A 17,093-nucleotide genomic window follows, 5' to 3' on the forward strand; every position below is an offset into this window, starting at 1 on the left:
GGCAAACCGGCGGAGGGAGAAAATCGCGCGGACACTAGCCCCGAACCGCCGCACCGTCAAAAGACGCCGCTCACCAGTCGTAAAGCCCCGTGAACTTCTCGAAGCCCGCCTTTTCCGCCCAGGCCGCCCATTGCTCGCGGACGCGCTTCGTCGCGGTCGGGCTACCGCCACCCTGACCGAGCCCGAGCATCGTCAACTCAGCACAGCCCGGATAGAGCTTCTCCGGTGCCGGCAATACGCCTCCCCTCGCAAGCTTCGCATACTCCGAATCCTCGAAGCCGTCCGTCAGCAGAATGATATGCACCTCGGACGCTTCGCAGTCGACGATCTGCGACATGGTCTCGAGGAAAGAGACGACGTTCGTATACCCTTGCGCCTTCAGTTTTCCGTCAGCGACGAGCTCGGGCACCGCGGCGATGATCGCGGACATGCCTTCCGCGACGGCCGGCGGCTTTGAGCGGGCAGAGATGACCTCATCGATCTTCAGCGCATTGGCATTCGTGTCGTAGGAACCGAAGGTTCTGAGCATGACGCGCGATTTGAGCGGCAGGTCGCCGATCTCGGCCGCGGTACGCTGCGCGACGCGGGCCGCATAAGCCGAATCTTCGACAAGCGGATTGCTCTTCGACATGTCGAGGCCGATGACGACCGTTTGCGGCCGCCGCACTTCTTCAGCAGCGTCCGCGCGGGGCGCGGCAAGAACGAGAACCGCGAGGAAGACGGCAGCGGGTGAAAGACGCATGAGCCTACTCACCCGCCGAGCCGATGGGGATGCGCCGCGAAGCCGGGGGCGGCAGGATCTCGCCAATCGGCTCACGTACCGCCTCGAAGCGCGCGGGCCCCGCCTTCATCGCATTGCGCGAGCGGCGCTCCCACCATTCGTCGAAAAGCTTTTCGTAGCGCCCGAGTTGCCGCGACTGCTCGCATGCCTTGAGCCTCTCAGTGAACGGGCCCTGCGCACCGTTGGCGAGCGCGGGCGCCTGCTTCCGGCGGCCGAGAAGACCGCGCGCATTCGACGCCTGCGCCTGCGAGAGCCTGTTGCCGTCGCGCCGGGCCTCGTCGAGGCCCTGCTCATAGGAACGGCATTCGCGCATCAGGCCCGTCCAGAGAAGGTGCCGCCTGTTTTCAGGTCCTTCCATTTCGGAAAGCGAATGCCGGTTGCCGTCATATTCCGCCTCGAGCGAGGCAAGACGCTCCATGGCCGCGCGGCGATGCTTGAAGTCGCGCGCATGGAACACGCGCCGGAGCGATGCCACGGCGTAATGAATGCACAGCGCCGCAACGCCCGTTACCACCAGAAAGACGATACCGAGCGAAGAAAGCCAGGCGAGCGGCTGCCAGCCGCGCATCTGGTCGATCTCGCTTGTGGTACGCGCGGTCTCCTGCGCGGCGTCCGTCGTAATGCCGAGACCGGCAAGCGCATTGCCGAGCGAGGAGCCGACGCTGCCATCGCTCGTTGCGGCGATCCCGTTGGGCAACGACATCAGCGCGAGGAGAACGCCGACGCCGAGAAGCATGGCGAGCGCCAGCACGAAGACGATCCGCACGAAGAGCGCCTTACCGAACGGGCCGAGCTGCTCATAGAGGATGTGGGCCGCAACGGTTGCGAAGAGAACCTGCATCGACTTGAAGGCGACGGAAGACCCGAGCGCGCCCGGCAATTCGAGAAACTCGTTGGCAAGCGCCCGCGTCCAGAATTCGCTGACGATCATGTAGTCGACGACAAGCGCGCCGAAAGCAATGAGACCGACGAGCAGGAACGCCATGAAATGGAAACTTGCAAAGCGCGCCTCGCGCTCGCTCTGCACATAATTGCGCGACATCCGGGCGCGCATCTCTTCGGAAATCAGGGAAACGCCGCTCATGACTGCGACCTCCGGCCGAAGAAACCCTTCTTTTTCGGTGCTTCCTCAACAGCTCCCTCAAGCGGCGCGGCGAGCCGCTTCGCAAGTTCGCCGATTTCGCGTTCGAGCGTTTCCTGCCGCGCGCGTCGCCGCGCAAGCTCCGCGGCATAGGCCGCATCGAGCTCGGAAAGCCTCGAAAAGACATGGAGTTCCGGCAATGGCTCGGCGTTCCGCCCGTAGTGCCATGCCGTCTGGTCTTTCTTCTGACCGCCCTGTCCGCCAGCGGTGTCGAAACCGTCACTCATCAGCCGGTCCTTTCCTCACGCACCCCGCGTTAACGCTTTTTTAACCGTAACATTCTGGGGGCGTGGGCGCGAAGTCCGGAAGAAACCGAAGACCTTGAAATAACAACCGCCACAGGGATCGATGAAGCCCCATATGCCCCAAACTGCATTGTGCCATTGAAGGACTCCAATGCGGCGGAAACATTATGGGAATATGGCAAGAATGTGATCCGTGCCAGCCGTGCCCGGCCTCAGGCCGCTTCTTCCGTGTTGTAGTCCACGAGGCGGACGACCTCGATCATGATGTCGTTGATCTGGAAATCCTTCGGCGTGTAAATCGCGGCGACGCCGGCGGCGCGGAGTTTCTCTTCGTCATCCGCCGGAATGATGCCGCCCACCACGACCGGAATATCGCCGAGACCGGCCTCGCGCATCCGCGTCATCACGTCTTCCACCAGCGAGACATGGCTGCCCGAAAGGATCGAGAGGCCGACGACATGGACGTCGCCCTCCTGCGCTGCCTTCACGATCTGCTCCGGCGTCAGGCGAATGCCCTCATAGACGACATCCATGCCGCTGTCGCGCGCGCGCACCGCAATCTGCTCGGCGCCGTTTGAATGGCCGTCGAGGCCTGGTTTGCCGACAAGGAACTTGAGCCGCCGTCCGAGTTTCGAGGAAACGGCATTGACCATTTCGCGCACCCGGTCGAGATCGCCCGGCGCATTGCGCGCGGCGCGGCTGACACCGGTCGGCGCGCGATATTCGCCGAAACTCGCACGCAACGCCGTACCCCACTCGCCCGTGGTCACGCCCGCCTTCGCGCAGACGATGGAGGGCTCCATGATATTGCGGCCTTCCTTCGCCGCCGCGCGCAGATCGGCAAGCGCCGCTTCGACGGCGGCATTGTCGCGCGTCTCGCGCCATTTCTTCAGCGCCGCGATCTGCTGGGCCTCGACGCCATGATCCACCACATGAATGGAGCCTGCGCCGGTCGAGAGCGGCGACGGTGCCGACTCCTCGTATTTGTTGACGCCGACCACGATCTGGCGGCCCGCCTCGATTTCCTCAAGACGCGCGGAATTGGATTCGACGAGGCGCTCCTTCATATAGGCGCTCTCGACGGCGGCGACCGCGCCGCCCATTTGCTCTATGCGCGCGAGTTCTTCCCGCGCTTCCGCCTTCAGCGCCTCGACCTTCGCGTCCATCACCTTCGATCCGTCGAAGATGTCTTCATATTCGAGAAGGTCGCTTTCGTAAGCGAGGATCTGCTGGGCGCGAAGCGACCATTGCTGATCCCAGGGACGCGGAAGACCGAGCGCTTCATTCCACGCGGGAAGCTGCACCGCGCGGGCGCGCGCATTCTTCGACAATGTCACCGCCAGCATTTCGAGCAGGATGCGATAGACGTTGTTTTCCGGCTGTTGTTCGGTGAGGCCGAGCGAATTCACCTGCACGCCATAGCGGAAGCGGCGAAGCTTCGCGTCGGTCACGCCATAGCGCTCACGGCAGATATCGTCCCAGAGATCGACGAAAGCCCGCATCTTCGCGATCTCGGTAATGAAGCGCACACCGGCATTGACGAAGAAGCTGATGCGGCCCACGACCTGTGGAAAATCCTTCTCGGGCACCTGCCCGCCCGCCTTCACCCGGTCGAGCACGGCAATCGCCGTCGCGAGCGCAAAGGCAAGCTCCTGCACCGGCGCCGCGCCCGCTTCCTGCAGATGATAGGAGCAGACATTGGTGGGGTTCCACTTCGGCACTTCCGTATAGGTGTAGGAGACGACATCCGTCAGCAGACGCATCGACGGTGCGGGCGGGAACACATAAGTGCCGCGCGAGAGATATTCCTTGATGATGTCGTTCTGAACCGTGCCCTGAAGTTTCTTCCGGTCGGCGCCGTGCTCGTCGGCAACGGCGATGTAGAGCGCGAGCAGCCACGCTGCCGTCGCATTGATCGTCATGGAGGTATTCATCTGCTCCATGGGGATACCCTCGAAGAGGGCCCGCATGTCGCCGATATGCGAGACGGGAACACCCACCTTGCCGACCTCGCCTTTCGCCAGCACATGGTCGCTGTCGTAACCCGTCTGGGTCGGCAGGTCGAAGGCGATGGAAAGTCCCGTCTGCCCGCGCGAAAGGTTCGTGCGGTAGAGCTCGTTTGAGGCCTTGGCCGTCGAATGCCCGGCATAGGTGCGAAAAATCCAGGGCTTGTCCTTCTTCGGACCGCCCGCACCGCTTTCACCATTCCCGCTCATCGCCTGACCTCGCGTCAACAAACCTTTGAGAGCCCATTATCACAGGCTTTGCTGCGCTGCAAAAGGGGCTCACGCAAAGAGCGCGACGCAATGGATATCGCGCCGGGGTCTCTGTACCCTGCGCGGATCGAAACTCAACACGAAATGGGATGGACGCAATTCATGTCAGCCCTGAACCAGTATCTCTTCCAGCTTGCCATGTCGGACGAGGCCCGGCCGCTGATGGCCGCGGTGCAGAAGCATATCGCCGTCGAGCTCGGCAAGTCGCCGCTCGCGTCGGAATCTCTCAATTGCAGCGCGCCGGACACCGGCAACATGGAAGCCCGCGTCTATGTCAGCGCGGTGAAGGCGATGGTGCCGGAAAAGGTCTGCCTCATCATCGATCAGGCGATCCAGATGCACGGCGCCGCCGGCATTTCGCAATGGACGCCGCTCGCCGACATGTATAGCGGCATGCGCCACCTGCGATTCGCCGACGGTCCCGACGAAGTGCACCACATGGTCCTCGGCCGCGCCGAAGTGCAGAAACACGGCCTCTGGTAAGTCTCGGGCTTGGCCGCTGCGCGGGGTAACGTCCCCGCGCGGCGGCTTCGGCTTTTCCCTCAGAATGCATCGCTGAGAATATCGACGATGATGCCCGTCGCAATCGAGACGAGCAGGATGTCGTCGCCGACGATAAGCCGCTCATAATCCGCGCGCACCGGAAGCCGCGCGGCAAGATCGCGTGGCAGATAGCGTTTGGCGATGCCGGGCGGAAGCGGTTTGCCGCGCGCAAGGTTTTTCGCAATGCCGGGTGGCAGCGGTTTTGCGTCGTATGGGGACGCCGCGAAATAGTCCCGGATGATGCGCGTCTCGTCGGCGCCGAAGGAGATGGACGCATCGATGCCGATTTCAACTTCCGAACCGACGCCTCCGGGACCGCCTGCCTTGTTGTTCGCCTTATCATTCTTCGCGAATGCCGCACCGGCAGGCACGACGAGCGCCAGCGAGACAACCGTGGCGATGAAATACCGGCGCATTCCTTCCTCCCTTGGACGTGAGCACTGGCCAAGAGAGCACCACCTATATGGCAGCAATGGGGCCCTTCAACCGGCGCCAACGACATTGGCAAACTCCGCATTTTCCCCCTATCGCCCAAAATAAGTGGCAGAAATCCGCCATTTCCGCTCGAAAAGACTTATATTGCAGTGCAAAATACCCTTGCGTCCGCGGCGTCAAATGCCAATGATCCGCGCCGGACGGGCAGTCTCCGGAGAACGGCGAGCGAGGTGAGTTATGACGCATACGGACAAAAAGGATCTCTATGAGGTCGGCGAGATCCCGCCGCTGGGTCATGTACCGAAAAACATGTATGCCTGGACGATCCGCCGCGATCGCGAGGGACCGCCGCGGCAGGCGATGCAGGTCGAGGTCGTGCCCACATGGGAGATCGACTCGAATGAGGTGCTCGTCCTCGTGATGGCGGCGGGCGTCAACTACAACGGCGTGTGGGCCGGCCTCGGCACGCCGGTCTCCGTCTTCGACGTTCACAAGCTGCCCTATCACATCGCAGGATCGGACGCGTCCGGCATCGTCTACGCCGTCGGCTCCAAGGTAAAGCGCTGGAAAGCCGGCGACGAAGTCGTCATTCACTGCAACCAGGATGACGGCGACGACGAGGAATGCAATGGCGGCGATCCGATGTTCTCGCCGAGCCAGCGCATCTGGGGCTACGAAACGCCGGACGGTTCCTTCGCGCAGTTCTGCCGCGTGCAATCGCAGCAGTTGATGCCGCGCCCGAAGCATCTGACATGGGAAGAGAGTGCCTGCTACACACTCACTCTCGCGACGGCATACCGCATGCTGTTCGGCCATCGGCCGCACATCCTTTCGCCCGGACAGAACGTGCTGGTGTGGGGCGCGAGCGGAGGCCTCGGCTCCTTCGCCGTTCAGCTCTGCGCAACGGCGGGCGCCCACGCCATCGGCGTTATTTCCGACGACAGCAAACATGATTTCGTCATGTCGATGGGTGCGAAGGGCGTCATCAACAGAAAGAGTTTCAACTGCTGGGGGCAGTTGCCGAAGGTGAATTCGGAAGAGTTCAACGACTTCATGAAAGAGGCGCGGAAGTTCGGCAAGGCGATCTGGGACATCACCGGCAAGGGCATCGATCCCGACATCGTCTTCGAGCATCCCGGCGAAGCGACCTTTCCCGTTTCCTGCATGGTCGCCAAGCGCGGTGGCATGGTTGTCTTCTGCGCCGGCACGTCAGGCTTCAACCTCACCTTCGACGCACGCTTCGTGTGGATGCGCCAGAAGCGCATCCAGGGCTCGCATTTCGCGCATCTGAAACAGGCCTCGGCCGCGAACCAGCTCGTCATCGAACGCCGCATCGACCCCGGCATGTCGGAAGTTCTTCCGTGGACGGACATTCCGCTGGCGCATGACAAGATGTGGAAAAACGAACATCTGCCGGGCAACATGGCGGTGCTCGTTTCGGCCGCGCGGCCGGGCCTCCGCACCATCGAGGACGCCATCGAAGCGGGGACAAAACCCGCGTAAAACGGCCGCCTGTCATCGAACTGTCATCGAAACGTCACAAACCGCAAATGCGGGGATAAAATGAACGAGGGCCGGGGATAACCCGGCCCTTTTCCATGTCCGCCGTCATGCCTGCCGGGACGGCTTGAAAAACTTGTCCCCGGTTTCGCCCTCGCAGGCGCGGTAGGGTGGATGAAAAATAACAATCCCCGCTTTTCCGCACCCCTCAGGCGGCGGTCTTTTCCGGCTCGGCCGATTCGGCGGCAGGCTCGGGCGCGGGCACCTCGCAGGCAACCGCCGCCTCCTCCGCCGCCGGCCCGGCTGCCGGCTCTTCGGCCGCCACTTCCACTTGCGATTCGAAGGGCGGCTCGGCAGGCGCTTCGGCGGTCCCGGAAGCAGGCTCGGGGTCTCCGGCGGGTTCGGACGGCGCGGCCGCAGCCGACGCTTCGGCGGCAGGTGCCACTCCGTCCGTGGACGGCACATCGTCCACAGCAGCCACTGCCGCAACCGTCGCCGGTGCGCGCCGCATGAAGAGACGGTCGAGCGCGAAACGGTCGTCGCCGAGGAAGAGGAGCGGCATCAAAACGGAAACGGCAAGCACCGCGAGAAGAAGGAAAGTGCCCGGACCGCCCGCCACGAGATCGAGCGGCGCGGCGGGAAAGGGCCATGCCGAAACGGCGGCAGCAAAAAAACCGAGGACGAGCAACGGATAGGCGGCGAGGCGGAAGAACCCCGTCAGCGCCAGAAGGGCGAGAAGAACGCCAAGCCCGCCGAGAAGCCGGACGGAGAGCGCATCGGGCTGCATTTCGGGAAGCCAGACAACGAAGAGCGGAATACCGCCCTCGGGCGACACGATCCGCGCCGCCGCCCAGACGGCAACGAGAAGCGAAAAACCAGAACGCAGCAGCAGAAGACCGAGCGCCTTCATCCGTACTCTCCCTATTCCGAGACGGGACGCAGTTTGGCGGCAAGGACGCCTCCGCGCCAAGCATAATTTTATGACGATGCCGCAAGAGCGGGTGGCAATAGACGCGCGGTCAGTTCGGGAGGTTCAGCGCCTTGCCTTGCGATAGACGTCCTTCCTGTCGCCGATCCGCAGGACGAGGACACGCAGCACACTGTCCTCGATGTCGCAGATCACGCGCCAATCGCCGACGTGGTATCGCCAGAGCCCGCCCAAGCGGGCCCGCAAGCGGCTTGCCGTATGAGCGCGGATCGGAAGCGGGCGCGATCCGCTCGTCCATGTAATCGAGAAGGCGCCGAGCCGCCTGCCTGTCCATCTTGCGAAGCTGGGTGCGGGCTGTATCCGAATATTCAATCGTCCAGGCCAAGTTCTTTTCTCACCTTGGCCGCCGAGTGAGTCTTTTCCTGTCCCTTGCGAACGCGCTCCAGCACGCCCGCCGCAAGGTAATAGTCCTCCATCTCGGCAATACCGCGTTCGATGATCTCGCGCAGGTAATAGGCCTTGGTGCGCCCCGTCTTCTTCGCGAGAAGGTCGAGACGTTTTTCGAGTTTTGCGTCGAGGCGGACGGATGTGGGCATGAGGCGCTCCGCACTTTGACTACTTGTATTCAAGATATTTTTTGTATTCAAATCGCGCAAGAAGAAAGCTCCTACGCGTCCCGTGCCGGCCGGACGCCGCCAGGCGCCTCACCGCTCCCAGTAGTCCTTCGAGAACATGACGAGGATGGTCAGCAGTTCGAGGCGGCCGAGCAGCATGGCGAAGGAGAGGATGAGTTTCGGGCCGTCGGGGAGCGAGGCGAAATTGCCGGCGGGACCGACGATAGGGCCGAGGCCGGGGCCGACATTGGCGAAGGCCTGCGCCGAGGAGGAAATCGCGGTGACGAAATCGACGCCGAAAGCCGCGATCGCCAGCGCGGCGACGAGGATCGACCCCATGAAGACGAAAACGAAGAGCGCGACGGAAAAGACGATCTCGCGGTTCACCGTACGGTCGGCATAGCGCATGGTCTGCGCGACATGCGGATAGAGCGTCTGGCGCACCTGGCTCTTGAAGAGAAGGGCAAGGATCTGCAGGCGGAACATCTTGAGGCCGCCCGAGGTCGACCCCGTGCAGCCGCCGAGAAAGGTGAGGATGAAGAAGGCCATGATCGCGAAGGGCCCCCAGAGCGTGTAATCCGTGCTGGCGAAGCCCGTGGTGGTGACGACCGAGGTGACGTTGAAGGTTGTGAGCGTCAGCGCTTCGAAGAAACCGTAGTCGCCGCGGGCGGCAAGCCAGAGCGCCATCACCACCGAGACGCCTACCAGCATCGCGATGAAGCCCTTCACCTGCTGGTCGTTCCAGAGCGTCTCGCCCGTGCCCCTGAGCGTCTGCACGTAGAGCGCGAGCGGCAAAGCGCCGGAAATCATGAAGATGATGGATGCCCAGTGGATGAAGGGATTGGAGAAATAGCCGAAGGACGCATCATGGGTGGAATAGCCGCCTGTCGAGATCGTGCTCATGGCGTGGTTGAGCGCATCGAAAGCGGTCATGCCGCCGAGAATATAGGCAAGCGCGCAGAGCAGCGTGAGCAGCAGGTAGACCTCGCCGATGGCGACCGCGATCTGCCCCGGACGCGGCAGCACCTTTTCCGAGCGATCCGAACTCTCGGTACGGAAAAGCTGCATGCCGCCGACGCGCAGGAAGGGCAGAATGGCCACCGCCGTCAGAATGATGCCGACACCGCCGATCCACTGGATGAGCGAACGCCAGAGCAGGATGCCGGGCGGCGTCCGGTCGAGCCCCGTCATCACCGTGGAACCGGTGGTGGTGATGCCGGACATGGCCTCGAAAAAGGCGTCGGTATAGTTCATGTCCACTTCGGAGAAGGCGAAGGGCAGCGCCGAAAAGGCGCTGACCGAGAGCCAGCCGAGCGAAGTGACGATGAAGGTGGCGCGGTGGGTGAGGTCGCGCTCTTCCGTCTGGTTCGCCAGCATCAGCGCGCCGCCGACGAAGCCGGTCACGACGGCGGACGACAGGAAGGCCTGCCAGTCGTTGCTGCGCGCGACGATTTCGGCGAGCACCGGCACCAGCATGACGACCGAAAGGGCGACCAGCAGCGCGCCGATCACCAGACCGACCACCTTGGTGCTGTCGGTTGCTATCCTTGCCCCGGCGCTGTCCATGAAATGCCCCTGTCAGATCCGTCTTGCCCGCATCCACCGAATCGCGGCCCCCGCTGGCCGGAGCCGGAGGTTCGAGATATATAGACATTGAAGGGTCCATGCCATTCCCTCAGGGGCCCCGCCGAACATCCGGCTTCCCGATCCGAGGCCCGGTTCCGGCGCCTTTTCCGTCACGCCTGCCACGAGCGAGTCCCGTCCATGAGCCAGTCTCCCGCCGCCAACTCTTCGAACGCTTCGGAGAGCAAAGTCCTTCTCGACGACCTCCTGCCCCTGACGGCGGGCGCCGTGGACGCGGCGGATGCCCTTTTTGTCAAGGCGAAGGCCTCGGTTTTCGCGAAGGTCGCGAAGGACGGAAAGGTTTCCGCGGCGGCGATCGAGCGCGAGCAGTTCGCGGTGCATGGCCTTGCCTGGCTCGCGACCTATGTGGAGGCGCTGCGCCAGCTTGCCGCCTATGCCGCGCGGATGAAGGAGGAAGGCCGGTTCGGCGAATTCGAGGCGCTGATCGTTCAGGCCGCCTTCGGCGAATATCTCTCGCAGATGGCGGGCGGCATTCCGATGAGCCAGGGCGAGACGGTGCGCATGCGCGATCTGGGCGTGACGCATGAGGAAACGCAGGTGCTCTTCAACGATGCCGTGCGCAAGCTGGTGACGGGCGGCAATACCGCCCCCGTCCGCGCGCGGCTCGCCGAACTCATTGCCGCGAATGCCGGCGCGGCGACCTTCGGCGATACCGGGCTCGAGGAAACCTATGACGCGATCCGCGACCAGATGCGCAAATTCGCCGATGCCGAAGTCGTGCCTCACGCGCATGACTGGCATCTGAAGGACGACTACATTCCGATGGAGGTCGTCGCGCAGATGTCGGAACTCGGCGTCTTCGGGCTGACGATCCCGGAAGAATTCGGCGGGCTCGGCCTCGGCAAGGAATCGATGTGCGTCGTCTCCGAGGAACTGAGCCGCGGCTATATCGGCGTCGGCTCGCTCGGCACACGCTCCGAAATCGCGGCCGAACTCATTCTCGGCGGCGGCACGGACGAGCAGAAGAACAAGTGGCTGCCGAAGATCGCGAGCGGCGAAACGCTGCCCACCGCCGTGTTCACGGAACCCAATACCGGCTCCGACCTTGCAAGCCTGCGCACGCGGGGGCGGCGCGACGGCGACGTCTACAAGGTGAACGGCAACAAGACATGGATCACGCATGCGGCACGCGCGGACGTGATGACGCTGCTCTGCCGCACCAATGACGAGCCGGGCTACAAGGGCCTTTCGATGCTGCTCGCCGAAAAGCCCCGTGGCGGCGACAACGAACCCTTCCCGGCAAAGGGCATGTCGGGCGGCGAGATCGAGGTGCTCGGTTATCGCGGCATGAAGGAATTCGAGATCGGTTTCGACGATTTCGAGGTGAAGGCGGAAAACCTGCTCGGCGGCGAGGAAGGCCAGGGCTTCAAGCAGCTCATGCAGACCTTCGAGAGCGCGCGCATCCAGACGGCGGCGCGCGCCGTCGGCGTCGCGCAATGCGCGCTGGAACTGGGCCTGCGTTACGCACAGGAGCGCGTGCAGTTCGGCAAGCCGATCTACACATTCCCGCGCGTCTTCGGAAAGCTCGTCATGATGGCGGTCGAGATCATGGTGGCGCGCCAGATCACTTATTTCGCCGCGCGCGAAAAGGATGGCGGCCGGCGCTGCGACCTCGAGGCAGGCATGGCGAAGCTGCTGGCCGCGCGCGTCGCCTGGGCAGCGGCGGACAACGCGCTGCAGATCCATGGCGGCAACGGCTTCGCGCTCGAATATCCGGTGAGCCGCGTGCTCTGCGATGCGCGCATCCTCAATATTTTCGAAGGCGCGGCGGAAATCCAGGCGCAGGTGATCGCCCGCCGCCTGCTCGAAGGCGGCAATTGATGAAAATGCACCTGCTCGAAGGAGGGAACTGAGAGATGACGGAATTTTTCGCCTGGGCCGGCCCCCTCGCGATGGTGGCGGTCCTGATCGTCCTGATGCTCGGCCTGTGGAACATGATGCGGGGCGGTTCTGCGAGCCGTTCGCAAACCTTGATGCGCTGGCGCGTGGCGCTCCAGTTCGTCGCCATTGCCGTCATCATGACGGGGCTCTATCTGAGCACCATGTGAACCCGATCCGGACCCGGGCGTTCACCAACGGAACTGTTATCGCAAAATTGAGAAACCCTCTGTAAAGTATGGACAACATCTGGAAAGATTTCGAGCAAGGGGGATCCATCGTGTTTCTGAAGCGTTTTGCACTCACCACTCTCGCGGCGGCACCGTTTTTTTGTACCTCGATGCCGGCCAGTGCCGAGGGGATGCTGACCGAGCTGCGCATCGGCGTGCTCGACCATGACAGCGACCTTCTTCGCGAGCGTCATGAGACGAGCGACCCGGACATCAATCTGGAAGCCCGCTTCGCATCGCCGGACTTCCTGTCCTGGGCCTACTCGCCGAACCCGCTGATCGGCGCCAACATCAACACCGGCGACGGCACAAGCCTCGCCTATGCGGGCCTTGGCTGGACGTTCTTCCTGACCGACGGGATTTTCACCGATTTCACCTTTGGCGGCGCGATCCATGACGGCGAGACGAACGGGCCCAGCGCCGACAGCCGCCAGTATGGCTGCCGCCTCGCTTTCCATGAAAGCTTCTCGCTCGGCTACAGCTTCGACGGCCACAACGCCATCATGCTGGGCATCGACCATATGTCCAATGCCTCGCTTTGCGACAAGAATGACGGGTTGACGAATCTCGGCATCCGCTACGCCTACAGGTTCTGAAATCCCGGAAATCCGGGCCTTGAGAAGCGGGCGCCGCAACCATGCGGCGCCCGTTTTTGTTGTTCTTGCGGGAAGGGCGGGCCTTATGATGCCACCTGCCCTATATCCCCGCGCATGGGCCCTCGAACAGGGCCGGCGCCGACAGGAGGCCGCCCATGACCGGACAGGAAATTTCCGCCGCCGAACTCCCGAAGGACCATGTCACCATTTCGGGCCGCGGCATGACCTTCAGCGAGATGGGCGAGGGCGATCCGATCGTCTTCCTGCATGGCAACCCGACCTCCTCCTATCTCTGGCGGAACGTCATGCCTCATCTGAAAGACCAGGGGCGCTGCATCGCGCCGGACCTGATCGGCATGGGCGACAGCGACAAGCTCGAGCCTTCGGGACCGGCGCGCTACACCTTCCGCGAACACCGCCGTTTTCTCGATGCCTTTCTGGAAGCGGTCGGCGCGACGAAGAACGTGACGCTCGTCATCCATGACTGGGGTTCGGCACTCGGCTTCGACTGGGCGAACCGGAACCGGCAGTCGGTGGAAGGCATCGCCTATATGGAGGGGATCGTGCGCCCCCTCGAATGGGACGAGTGGAACGAGGATGCGCGCGGCATCTTCGAAGGGCTGCGCTCCGAGGCGGGCGAGGAGATGATCCTCGAGAAGAACCTTTTCATCGAGGCGATATTGCCGGGCTCGATCCTCAGGAAGCTCACCGAGGAGGAGATGGCGGTCTATCGCCGCCCCTTCATCGACGAGGGCGAGGACCGGCGGCCGACCCTGACCTGGCCGCGCCAGATCCCGCTCGGCGGCGAGCCGGAAGACGTGGTGGACATCGTCCGGTCCTATGCGGACTGGATGGCCGCGAACGATCTGCCGAAGCTCTTCGTCAATGCCGACCCTGGCGCCATCCTGACGGGCGCGCAGCGCGAATTCTGCCGGAGCTGGAAGAACCAGACGGAGGTGACGGTGAAGGGCAGCCACTTCATCCAGGAGGACAGCCCCCACGAGATCGGCGAGGCGATCGCCAAATGGCGCCGGTCCTGGAGGAAATAGCGCTTCCTCTCGTGTCATCTCACCGTAATGTTGTCCTGACAGCGTGATCCGCCCAACTTGATTCACACAGCGCGACGGGCGACTCTCGCACGATGCACACCCACAGAGAGACCAGCACATGAAAGAGACCGCTTCCGTCAATTCGGGCTTCGGCACGCGGCTGAAGACCCTGCACTGGGCCATTACCGTGCTCGTGCTCATCATGCTTTACGGCGGCTTCACATTGAGCCGCGAGACGGCAACGCTGCATTTCGGCACCGGCCTCGTGGTCCTCGTGCTCATGGTGATCTGGCTTGCCGTGCGGCGCGGAAGCGCCCGGCCCGCCTACACGCCGATGCCGCGCTGGCAGGAAATTGCCGCGAAGGCGACGCATCATGGTCTCTATGCGACGGTGACGTTGCAGCCGATATTCGGCCTGCTGCTGGTCACGACGTCGAAGAACGAACCCGTGGCCTATGGCGTGATCCCGCTCAAGATCGCGCGCAACGACATGCTGCACGAGATCGGCGAGTGGCTGCACGCCGTCAACGCCTACGCGATTGTCGCGCTCGTCTCGCTTCATATTCTTGCCGTTCTCTATCATCAGATTATTCTGAAGGATAATCTTGTGAAGCGGATGCTGCCTTTCGCGAAGGTCTGACGGAGTCCCGATGGTCACCCTCAACAAGATCTACACAAAGAGCGGCGACAAGGGCACGACGGCGCTTGCGACCGGCGAGCGCGTGGCGAAACACGCGCTCCGCATCGAAAGCTACGGCACGGTGGACGAGACCAATTCCGTCATCGGCATCGTGCGGCTCCATACGGGGAGCATGCTGAAACTCGACGCCATGCTTGCCCGCATCCAGAACGAGCTTTTCGACCTCGGCGCCGATCTCGCGACGCCCGAAAAGGACGAAAAGCTCGACTGGGAGCCGCTCCGCATCCTCGAGGCGCAGGTGACCCGCCTCGAGAGCGAGATCGACGAGATGAATGCGGCGCTCGAGCCGCTCCGCTCCTTCGTGCTGCCGGGCGGAACCCCGTCCGCGGCCTATCTGCACCTTGCCCGCACCGTCTGCCGCCGTGCCGAGCGGCAGGTGACGGCGCTCATGGAGGGGCCGCATGAGCGGGTGAACGAGGCGGCGCTGCGTTATCTGAACCGCCTCTCCGACTTCCTTTTCGTTGCCGCCCGCTACGCCAATCTGGGCGAGGACGGGAACGGCCCCGGCGACGTGATGTGGGTGCCGGGCGCGACGCGCTAGGCCCCTCCCCTATTCGTTGACAGGGGCGGACGGGGCCTCTAGGTTCCCGCACCGCAACAGCAGCTTTGTGGCACCGGGCGCGTTTGGCCTCGTTTTGCGCGAGAAACAGCCGTTTTCAAGGCAACCAGCCGCCCAGACCTACACCAAGACCGGCGCCGAGGTTTCCGAGAGGCCGGGGGCAGTTTCACCCCGTTTCTCGCCGCCAAGGCAAGCGCTCAGGAGTCCGCCTCGATGAAAGTCCTCGTACCGATCAAGCGAGTGGTCGACTACAACGTGAAAATCCGAGTGAAGTCGGATGGCAGCGGCGTCGATCTCGCCAACGTCAAGATGTCCATGAACCCCTTCGACGAAATCGCCGTCGAAGAAGCGGTTCGCCTGAAGGAAGCGGGTACGGCGACCGAAGTCGTCGTCGTCTCCATCGGCGTCCAGCAGACCAGCGAAACGATCCGCACCGCGCTCGCCATGGGCGCCGACCGCGGCATTCTCGTGAAGACCGATGAGACGGTCGAACCGCTCAACGTCGCCAAGATCCTGAAGGGCGTGGCGGAAGCCGAGAAGCCCGACCTCATCATCCTCGGCAAGCAGGCGATCGACGACGATTGCAACCAGACGGGCCAGATGCTTTCGGCGCTGCTCGGCTGGTCGCAGGGCACCTTCGCCTCGAAGGTCGAGATCGCCGGCGACACGCTGAACCTGAAGCGCGAGGTCGATGGCGGCCTGCAGACGCTGAAGCTGAAGATGCCGGCCGTGATCACGACCGACCTCCGCCTCAACGAGCCGCGCTACGCCTCGCTCCCGAACATCATGAAGGCGAAGAAGAAGCCGATCGACGAAAAGACGCCGGGCGATTTCGGCGTCGACGTCAAGGCCCGCCTCGAAGTCGTGAAGGTGACCGAGCCGCCGCAGCGCTCCGCCGGTATCAAGGTTGAATCGGCTGCCGAACTCGTGTCGAAGCTCAAGGAAGCGGGAGTGATCGGATGACCACGCTTGTTATTGCAGACCATAACAACAAGGCGCTGAACGACGCGACCGCGAAGACGGTAACCGCCGCTGCGAAGCTCGGCGGCGATGTCCACGTTCTCGTGATCGGCCAGGGCTGCGACGCAGTGGCCGAAGCCGCCGCGAAGCTCGACGGCGTGAAGAAGGTTCTGGTGGCCGACGATGCGCTCTACGCGCATCCGGTTGCCGAGCCGCTCTCCGCGCTCGTCGTGAGCCTGGCGGGCAGCTATGACGCGATCGTGACGGCCGCGACCACCGTGGGCAAGAACTTCATGCCGCGCGTCGCCGCCCTTCTCGACGTGGCGCAGGTTTCGGAAATCACCGCCGTTCACGGCGCCGACACGTTCGAGCGTCCGATCTATGCCGGCAACGCCATCCAGACCGTGAAGTCGACCGACGCGAAGAAGGTCATCACGGTCCGCACCACCGCCTTCCCGGCGGCAGGTCAGGGCGGTTCGGCCACGATCGAGAAGATCGGTGCGGCCGAAAACCCCGGTCTCTCCGAATTCGTCAGCGAAGAGCTGACGAAGTCCGACCGTCCGGAACTCGCCTCCGCCAAGATCATCATCTCCGGTGGCCGCGGCATGCAGAACGGCGAGAACTTCGCCATGCTCGAAAAGATCGCCGACAAGCTCGGCGCCGGCGTCGGCGCCTCGCGCGCCGCGGTCGATGCGGGCTTCGTGCCGAACGACTACCAGGTCGGCCAGACCGGCAAGGTGGTCGCGCCCGAGCTTTACATCGCGGTCGGCATTTCCGGCGCGATCCAGCATCTGGCGGGCATGAAGGACAGCAAGGTCATCGTCGCGATCAACAAGGACGAAGAGGCGCCGATCTTCCAGGTCGCCGACTACGGCCTCGTGGCCGACCTCTTCAAGGCGGTGCCGGAGCTCGAAGAAGAGCTCGGCAAGGCCGGTCTCTGATCGAAGCCGCCACAATGGCCGAAAATCGAAGCGCTGCCGGGCAACCGGCGGCGCTTTTTCTTTACGCTGCAAG

18 protein-coding genes and 1 pseudogene are annotated in these 17,093 nt (G+C 63.3%); 10 read left to right on the forward strand and 9 right to left on the reverse strand.

All coding sequences use genetic code 11. From position 1 onward, the window contains the following. Positions 1–70: 70 nt before the first annotated feature. From ACKUUH_RS04095 to ACKUUH_RS04110, 4 genes are all read right to left on the reverse strand, one after another. On the reverse strand, positions 71–742 hold the full coding sequence (locus tag ACKUUH_RS04095; RefSeq protein WP_407948588.1) for a hypothetical protein: 672 nt from the start codon (positions 740–742) through the stop codon (positions 71–73). A 4-nt stretch (positions 743–746) separates the two neighbouring features. Beyond that, positions 747–1,865, reverse strand: coding sequence for a hypothetical protein (locus ACKUUH_RS04100; RefSeq protein ID WP_407948589.1), 1,119 nt, complete (start codon positions 1,863–1,865; stop codon positions 747–749). Beyond that, the gene (locus ACKUUH_RS04105; RefSeq protein ID WP_407948590.1) at positions 1,862–2,149 is read right to left on the reverse strand and encodes a hypothetical protein; all 288 of its coding nucleotides are present in this window, start codon (positions 2,147–2,149) and stop codon (positions 1,862–1,864) included. The genes ACKUUH_RS04100 and ACKUUH_RS04105 overlap by 4 nt, the downstream gene beginning before the upstream one ends. 230 nt (positions 2,150–2,379) lie before the next feature. Continuing rightward, positions 2,380–4,383 (reverse strand): methylmalonyl-CoA mutase family protein, encoded by a 2,004-nt coding sequence (locus tag ACKUUH_RS04110; protein ID WP_407948591.1) that lies wholly within the window; start codon positions 4,381–4,383, stop codon positions 2,380–2,382. Between the two features lie 309 nt (positions 4,384–4,692). Between ACKUUH_RS04110 and ACKUUH_RS04115 the strand changes: the two are divergent. After that, positions 4,693–4,926, forward strand: a pseudogene (locus ACKUUH_RS04115) (acyl-CoA dehydrogenase family protein); the annotation flags it as partial. 59 nt (positions 4,927–4,985) lie between these two features. Here ACKUUH_RS04115 and ACKUUH_RS04120 read toward each other — a convergent pair. Next, positions 4,986–5,402, reverse strand: a complete 417-nt coding sequence (locus ACKUUH_RS04120) for an anti-virulence regulator CigR family protein (RefSeq protein ID WP_407948592.1) — start codon at positions 5,400–5,402, stop codon at positions 4,986–4,988. A 256-nt stretch (positions 5,403–5,658) separates the two neighbouring features. Between ACKUUH_RS04120 and ccrA the strand changes: the two genes are divergently transcribed. Beyond that, a complete protein-coding gene (gene ccrA, locus ACKUUH_RS04125) occupies positions 5,659–6,924 on the forward strand; it encodes a crotonyl-CoA carboxylase/reductase (protein WP_407948593.1) in 1,266 nt (421 codons plus the stop codon). Positions 6,925–7,129: 205 nt separating this feature from the next. Here ccrA and ACKUUH_RS04130 read toward each other — a convergent pair whose 3' ends face one another. The 4 genes from ACKUUH_RS04130 to ACKUUH_RS04145 all read right to left on the reverse strand — a co-directional run bounded on the left by ACKUUH_RS04130 (position 7,130) and on the right by ACKUUH_RS04145 (position 10,029). After that, a complete protein-coding gene (locus ACKUUH_RS04130) occupies positions 7,130–7,831 on the reverse strand; it encodes a hypothetical protein (protein WP_407948594.1) in 702 nt (233 codons plus the stop codon). A 123-nt stretch (positions 7,832–7,954) separates the two neighbouring features. Next, positions 7,955–8,095, reverse strand: coding sequence for a type II toxin-antitoxin system RelE family toxin (locus tag ACKUUH_RS04135; RefSeq protein WP_407948595.1), 141 nt, complete (start codon positions 8,093–8,095; stop codon positions 7,955–7,957). A 122-nt stretch (positions 8,096–8,217) separates the two neighbouring features. Beyond that, positions 8,218–8,445: a ribbon-helix-helix protein, CopG family gene (locus tag ACKUUH_RS04140; protein WP_407948596.1), complete on the reverse strand. Its 228-nt coding sequence runs from the start codon at positions 8,443–8,445 to the stop codon at positions 8,218–8,220. Between the two features lie 108 nt (positions 8,446–8,553). Further along, entirely contained in the window at positions 8,554–10,029 is a 1,476-nt protein-coding gene (locus ACKUUH_RS04145; protein WP_407948597.1) for a TrkH family potassium uptake protein, read from the reverse strand. 198 nt (positions 10,030–10,227) lie between these two features. On the opposite strand from ACKUUH_RS04145, the gene ACKUUH_RS04150 reads away from it, so the two are divergent. The 8 genes from ACKUUH_RS04150 to ACKUUH_RS04185 all read left to right on the forward strand — a co-directional run bounded on the left by ACKUUH_RS04150 (position 10,228) and on the right by ACKUUH_RS04185 (position 17,020). Continuing rightward, on the forward strand, positions 10,228–11,928 hold the full coding sequence (locus ACKUUH_RS04150; RefSeq protein ID WP_407948598.1) for an acyl-CoA dehydrogenase family protein: 1,701 nt from the start codon (positions 10,228–10,230) through the stop codon (positions 11,926–11,928). Between the two features lie 35 nt (positions 11,929–11,963). Then, a complete protein-coding gene (locus ACKUUH_RS04155; protein WP_407948599.1) occupies positions 11,964–12,155 on the forward strand; it encodes a twin transmembrane helix small protein in 192 nt (63 codons plus the stop codon). Positions 12,156–12,265: 110 nt separating this feature from the next. Further along, on the forward strand, positions 12,266–12,811 hold the full coding sequence (locus ACKUUH_RS04160; protein WP_407948600.1) for an acyloxyacyl hydrolase: 546 nt from the start codon (positions 12,266–12,268) through the stop codon (positions 12,809–12,811). 155 nt (positions 12,812–12,966) lie between these two features. Then, positions 12,967–13,860 carry a haloalkane dehalogenase gene (locus ACKUUH_RS04165; RefSeq protein WP_407948601.1) on the forward strand — a complete coding sequence of 298 codons (894 nt, stop codon included), beginning with the start codon at positions 12,967–12,969 and terminating at the stop codon, positions 13,858–13,860. 118 nt (positions 13,861–13,978) lie between these two features. Further along, positions 13,979–14,500 carry a cytochrome b gene (locus ACKUUH_RS04170; RefSeq protein WP_407948602.1) on the forward strand — a complete coding sequence of 174 codons (522 nt, stop codon included), beginning with the start codon at positions 13,979–13,981 and terminating at the stop codon, positions 14,498–14,500. 10 nt (positions 14,501–14,510) lie between these two features. Then, the gene (locus tag ACKUUH_RS04175; RefSeq protein WP_407948603.1) at positions 14,511–15,101 is read left to right on the forward strand and encodes a cob(I)yrinic acid a,c-diamide adenosyltransferase; all 591 of its coding nucleotides are present in this window, start codon (positions 14,511–14,513) and stop codon (positions 15,099–15,101) included. A 231-nt stretch (positions 15,102–15,332) separates the two neighbouring features. Beyond that, complete coding sequence (locus ACKUUH_RS04180) at positions 15,333–16,082, forward strand: electron transfer flavoprotein subunit beta/FixA family protein (protein ID WP_407948604.1); 750 nt, start codon at positions 15,333–15,335, stop codon at positions 16,080–16,082. Further along, positions 16,079–17,020, forward strand: coding sequence for an electron transfer flavoprotein subunit alpha/FixB family protein (locus ACKUUH_RS04185; RefSeq protein WP_407948605.1), 942 nt, complete (start codon positions 16,079–16,081; stop codon positions 17,018–17,020). Before ACKUUH_RS04180 ends, ACKUUH_RS04185 begins: the two co-directional genes overlap by 4 nt. The last annotated feature ends 73 nt before the right edge of the window (positions 17,021–17,093 follow it).

Origin of the sequence: Parvibaculum sp., from assembly GCF_045863935.1 — a bacterium.
GTDB lineage: Bacteria > Pseudomonadota > Alphaproteobacteria > Parvibaculales > Parvibaculaceae > Parvibaculum.

What these genes read in the sequence shown, in the direction of transcription:
- ACKUUH_RS04110 (WP_407948591.1), bottom strand. Translation starts at nt 4,383, where the DNA reads ATGAGCGGGAATGGTGAAAGCGGTGCGGGCGGTCCGAAGAAGGACAAG.
- ACKUUH_RS04140 (WP_407948596.1), bottom strand. Translation starts at nt 8,445, where the DNA reads ATGCCCACATCCGTCCGCCTCGACGCAAAACTCGAAAAACGTCTCGAC.
- ACKUUH_RS04145 (WP_407948597.1), bottom strand. Translation starts at nt 10,029, where the DNA reads ATGGACAGCGCCGGGGCAAGGATAGCAACCGACAGCACCAAGGTGGTC.
- ACKUUH_RS04170 (WP_407948602.1), top strand. Translation starts at nt 13,979, where the DNA reads ATGAAAGAGACCGCTTCCGTCAATTCGGGCTTCGGCACGCGGCTGAAG.
- ACKUUH_RS04175 (WP_407948603.1), top strand. Translation starts at nt 14,511, where the DNA reads ATGGTCACCCTCAACAAGATCTACACAAAGAGCGGCGACAAGGGCACG.
- ACKUUH_RS04180 (WP_407948604.1), top strand. Translation starts at nt 15,333, where the DNA reads ATGAAAGTCCTCGTACCGATCAAGCGAGTGGTCGACTACAACGTGAAA.
- ACKUUH_RS04100 (WP_407948589.1), bottom strand. Translation starts at nt 1,865, where the DNA reads ATGAGCGGCGTTTCCCTGATTTCCGAAGAGATGCGCGCCCGGATGTCG.
- ACKUUH_RS04130 (WP_407948594.1), bottom strand. Translation starts at nt 7,831, where the DNA reads ATGAAGGCGCTCGGTCTTCTGCTGCTGCGTTCTGGTTTTTCGCTTCTC.
- ACKUUH_RS04150 (WP_407948598.1), top strand. Translation starts at nt 10,228, where the DNA reads ATGAGCCAGTCTCCCGCCGCCAACTCTTCGAACGCTTCGGAGAGCAAA.
- ACKUUH_RS04095 (WP_407948588.1), bottom strand. Translation starts at nt 742, where the DNA reads ATGCGTCTTTCACCCGCTGCCGTCTTCCTCGCGGTTCTCGTTCTTGCC.
- ACKUUH_RS04155 (WP_407948599.1), top strand. Translation starts at nt 11,964, where the DNA reads ATGACGGAATTTTTCGCCTGGGCCGGCCCCCTCGCGATGGTGGCGGTC.
- ACKUUH_RS04120 (WP_407948592.1), bottom strand. Translation starts at nt 5,402, where the DNA reads ATGCGCCGGTATTTCATCGCCACGGTTGTCTCGCTGGCGCTCGTCGTG.
- ccrA (WP_407948593.1), top strand. Translation starts at nt 5,659, where the DNA reads ATGACGCATACGGACAAAAAGGATCTCTATGAGGTCGGCGAGATCCCG.
- ACKUUH_RS04105 (WP_407948590.1), bottom strand. Translation starts at nt 2,149, where the DNA reads ATGAGTGACGGTTTCGACACCGCTGGCGGACAGGGCGGTCAGAAGAAA.
- ACKUUH_RS04165 (WP_407948601.1), top strand. Translation starts at nt 12,967, where the DNA reads ATGACCGGACAGGAAATTTCCGCCGCCGAACTCCCGAAGGACCATGTC.
- ACKUUH_RS04185 (WP_407948605.1), top strand. Translation starts at nt 16,079, where the DNA reads ATGACCACGCTTGTTATTGCAGACCATAACAACAAGGCGCTGAACGAC.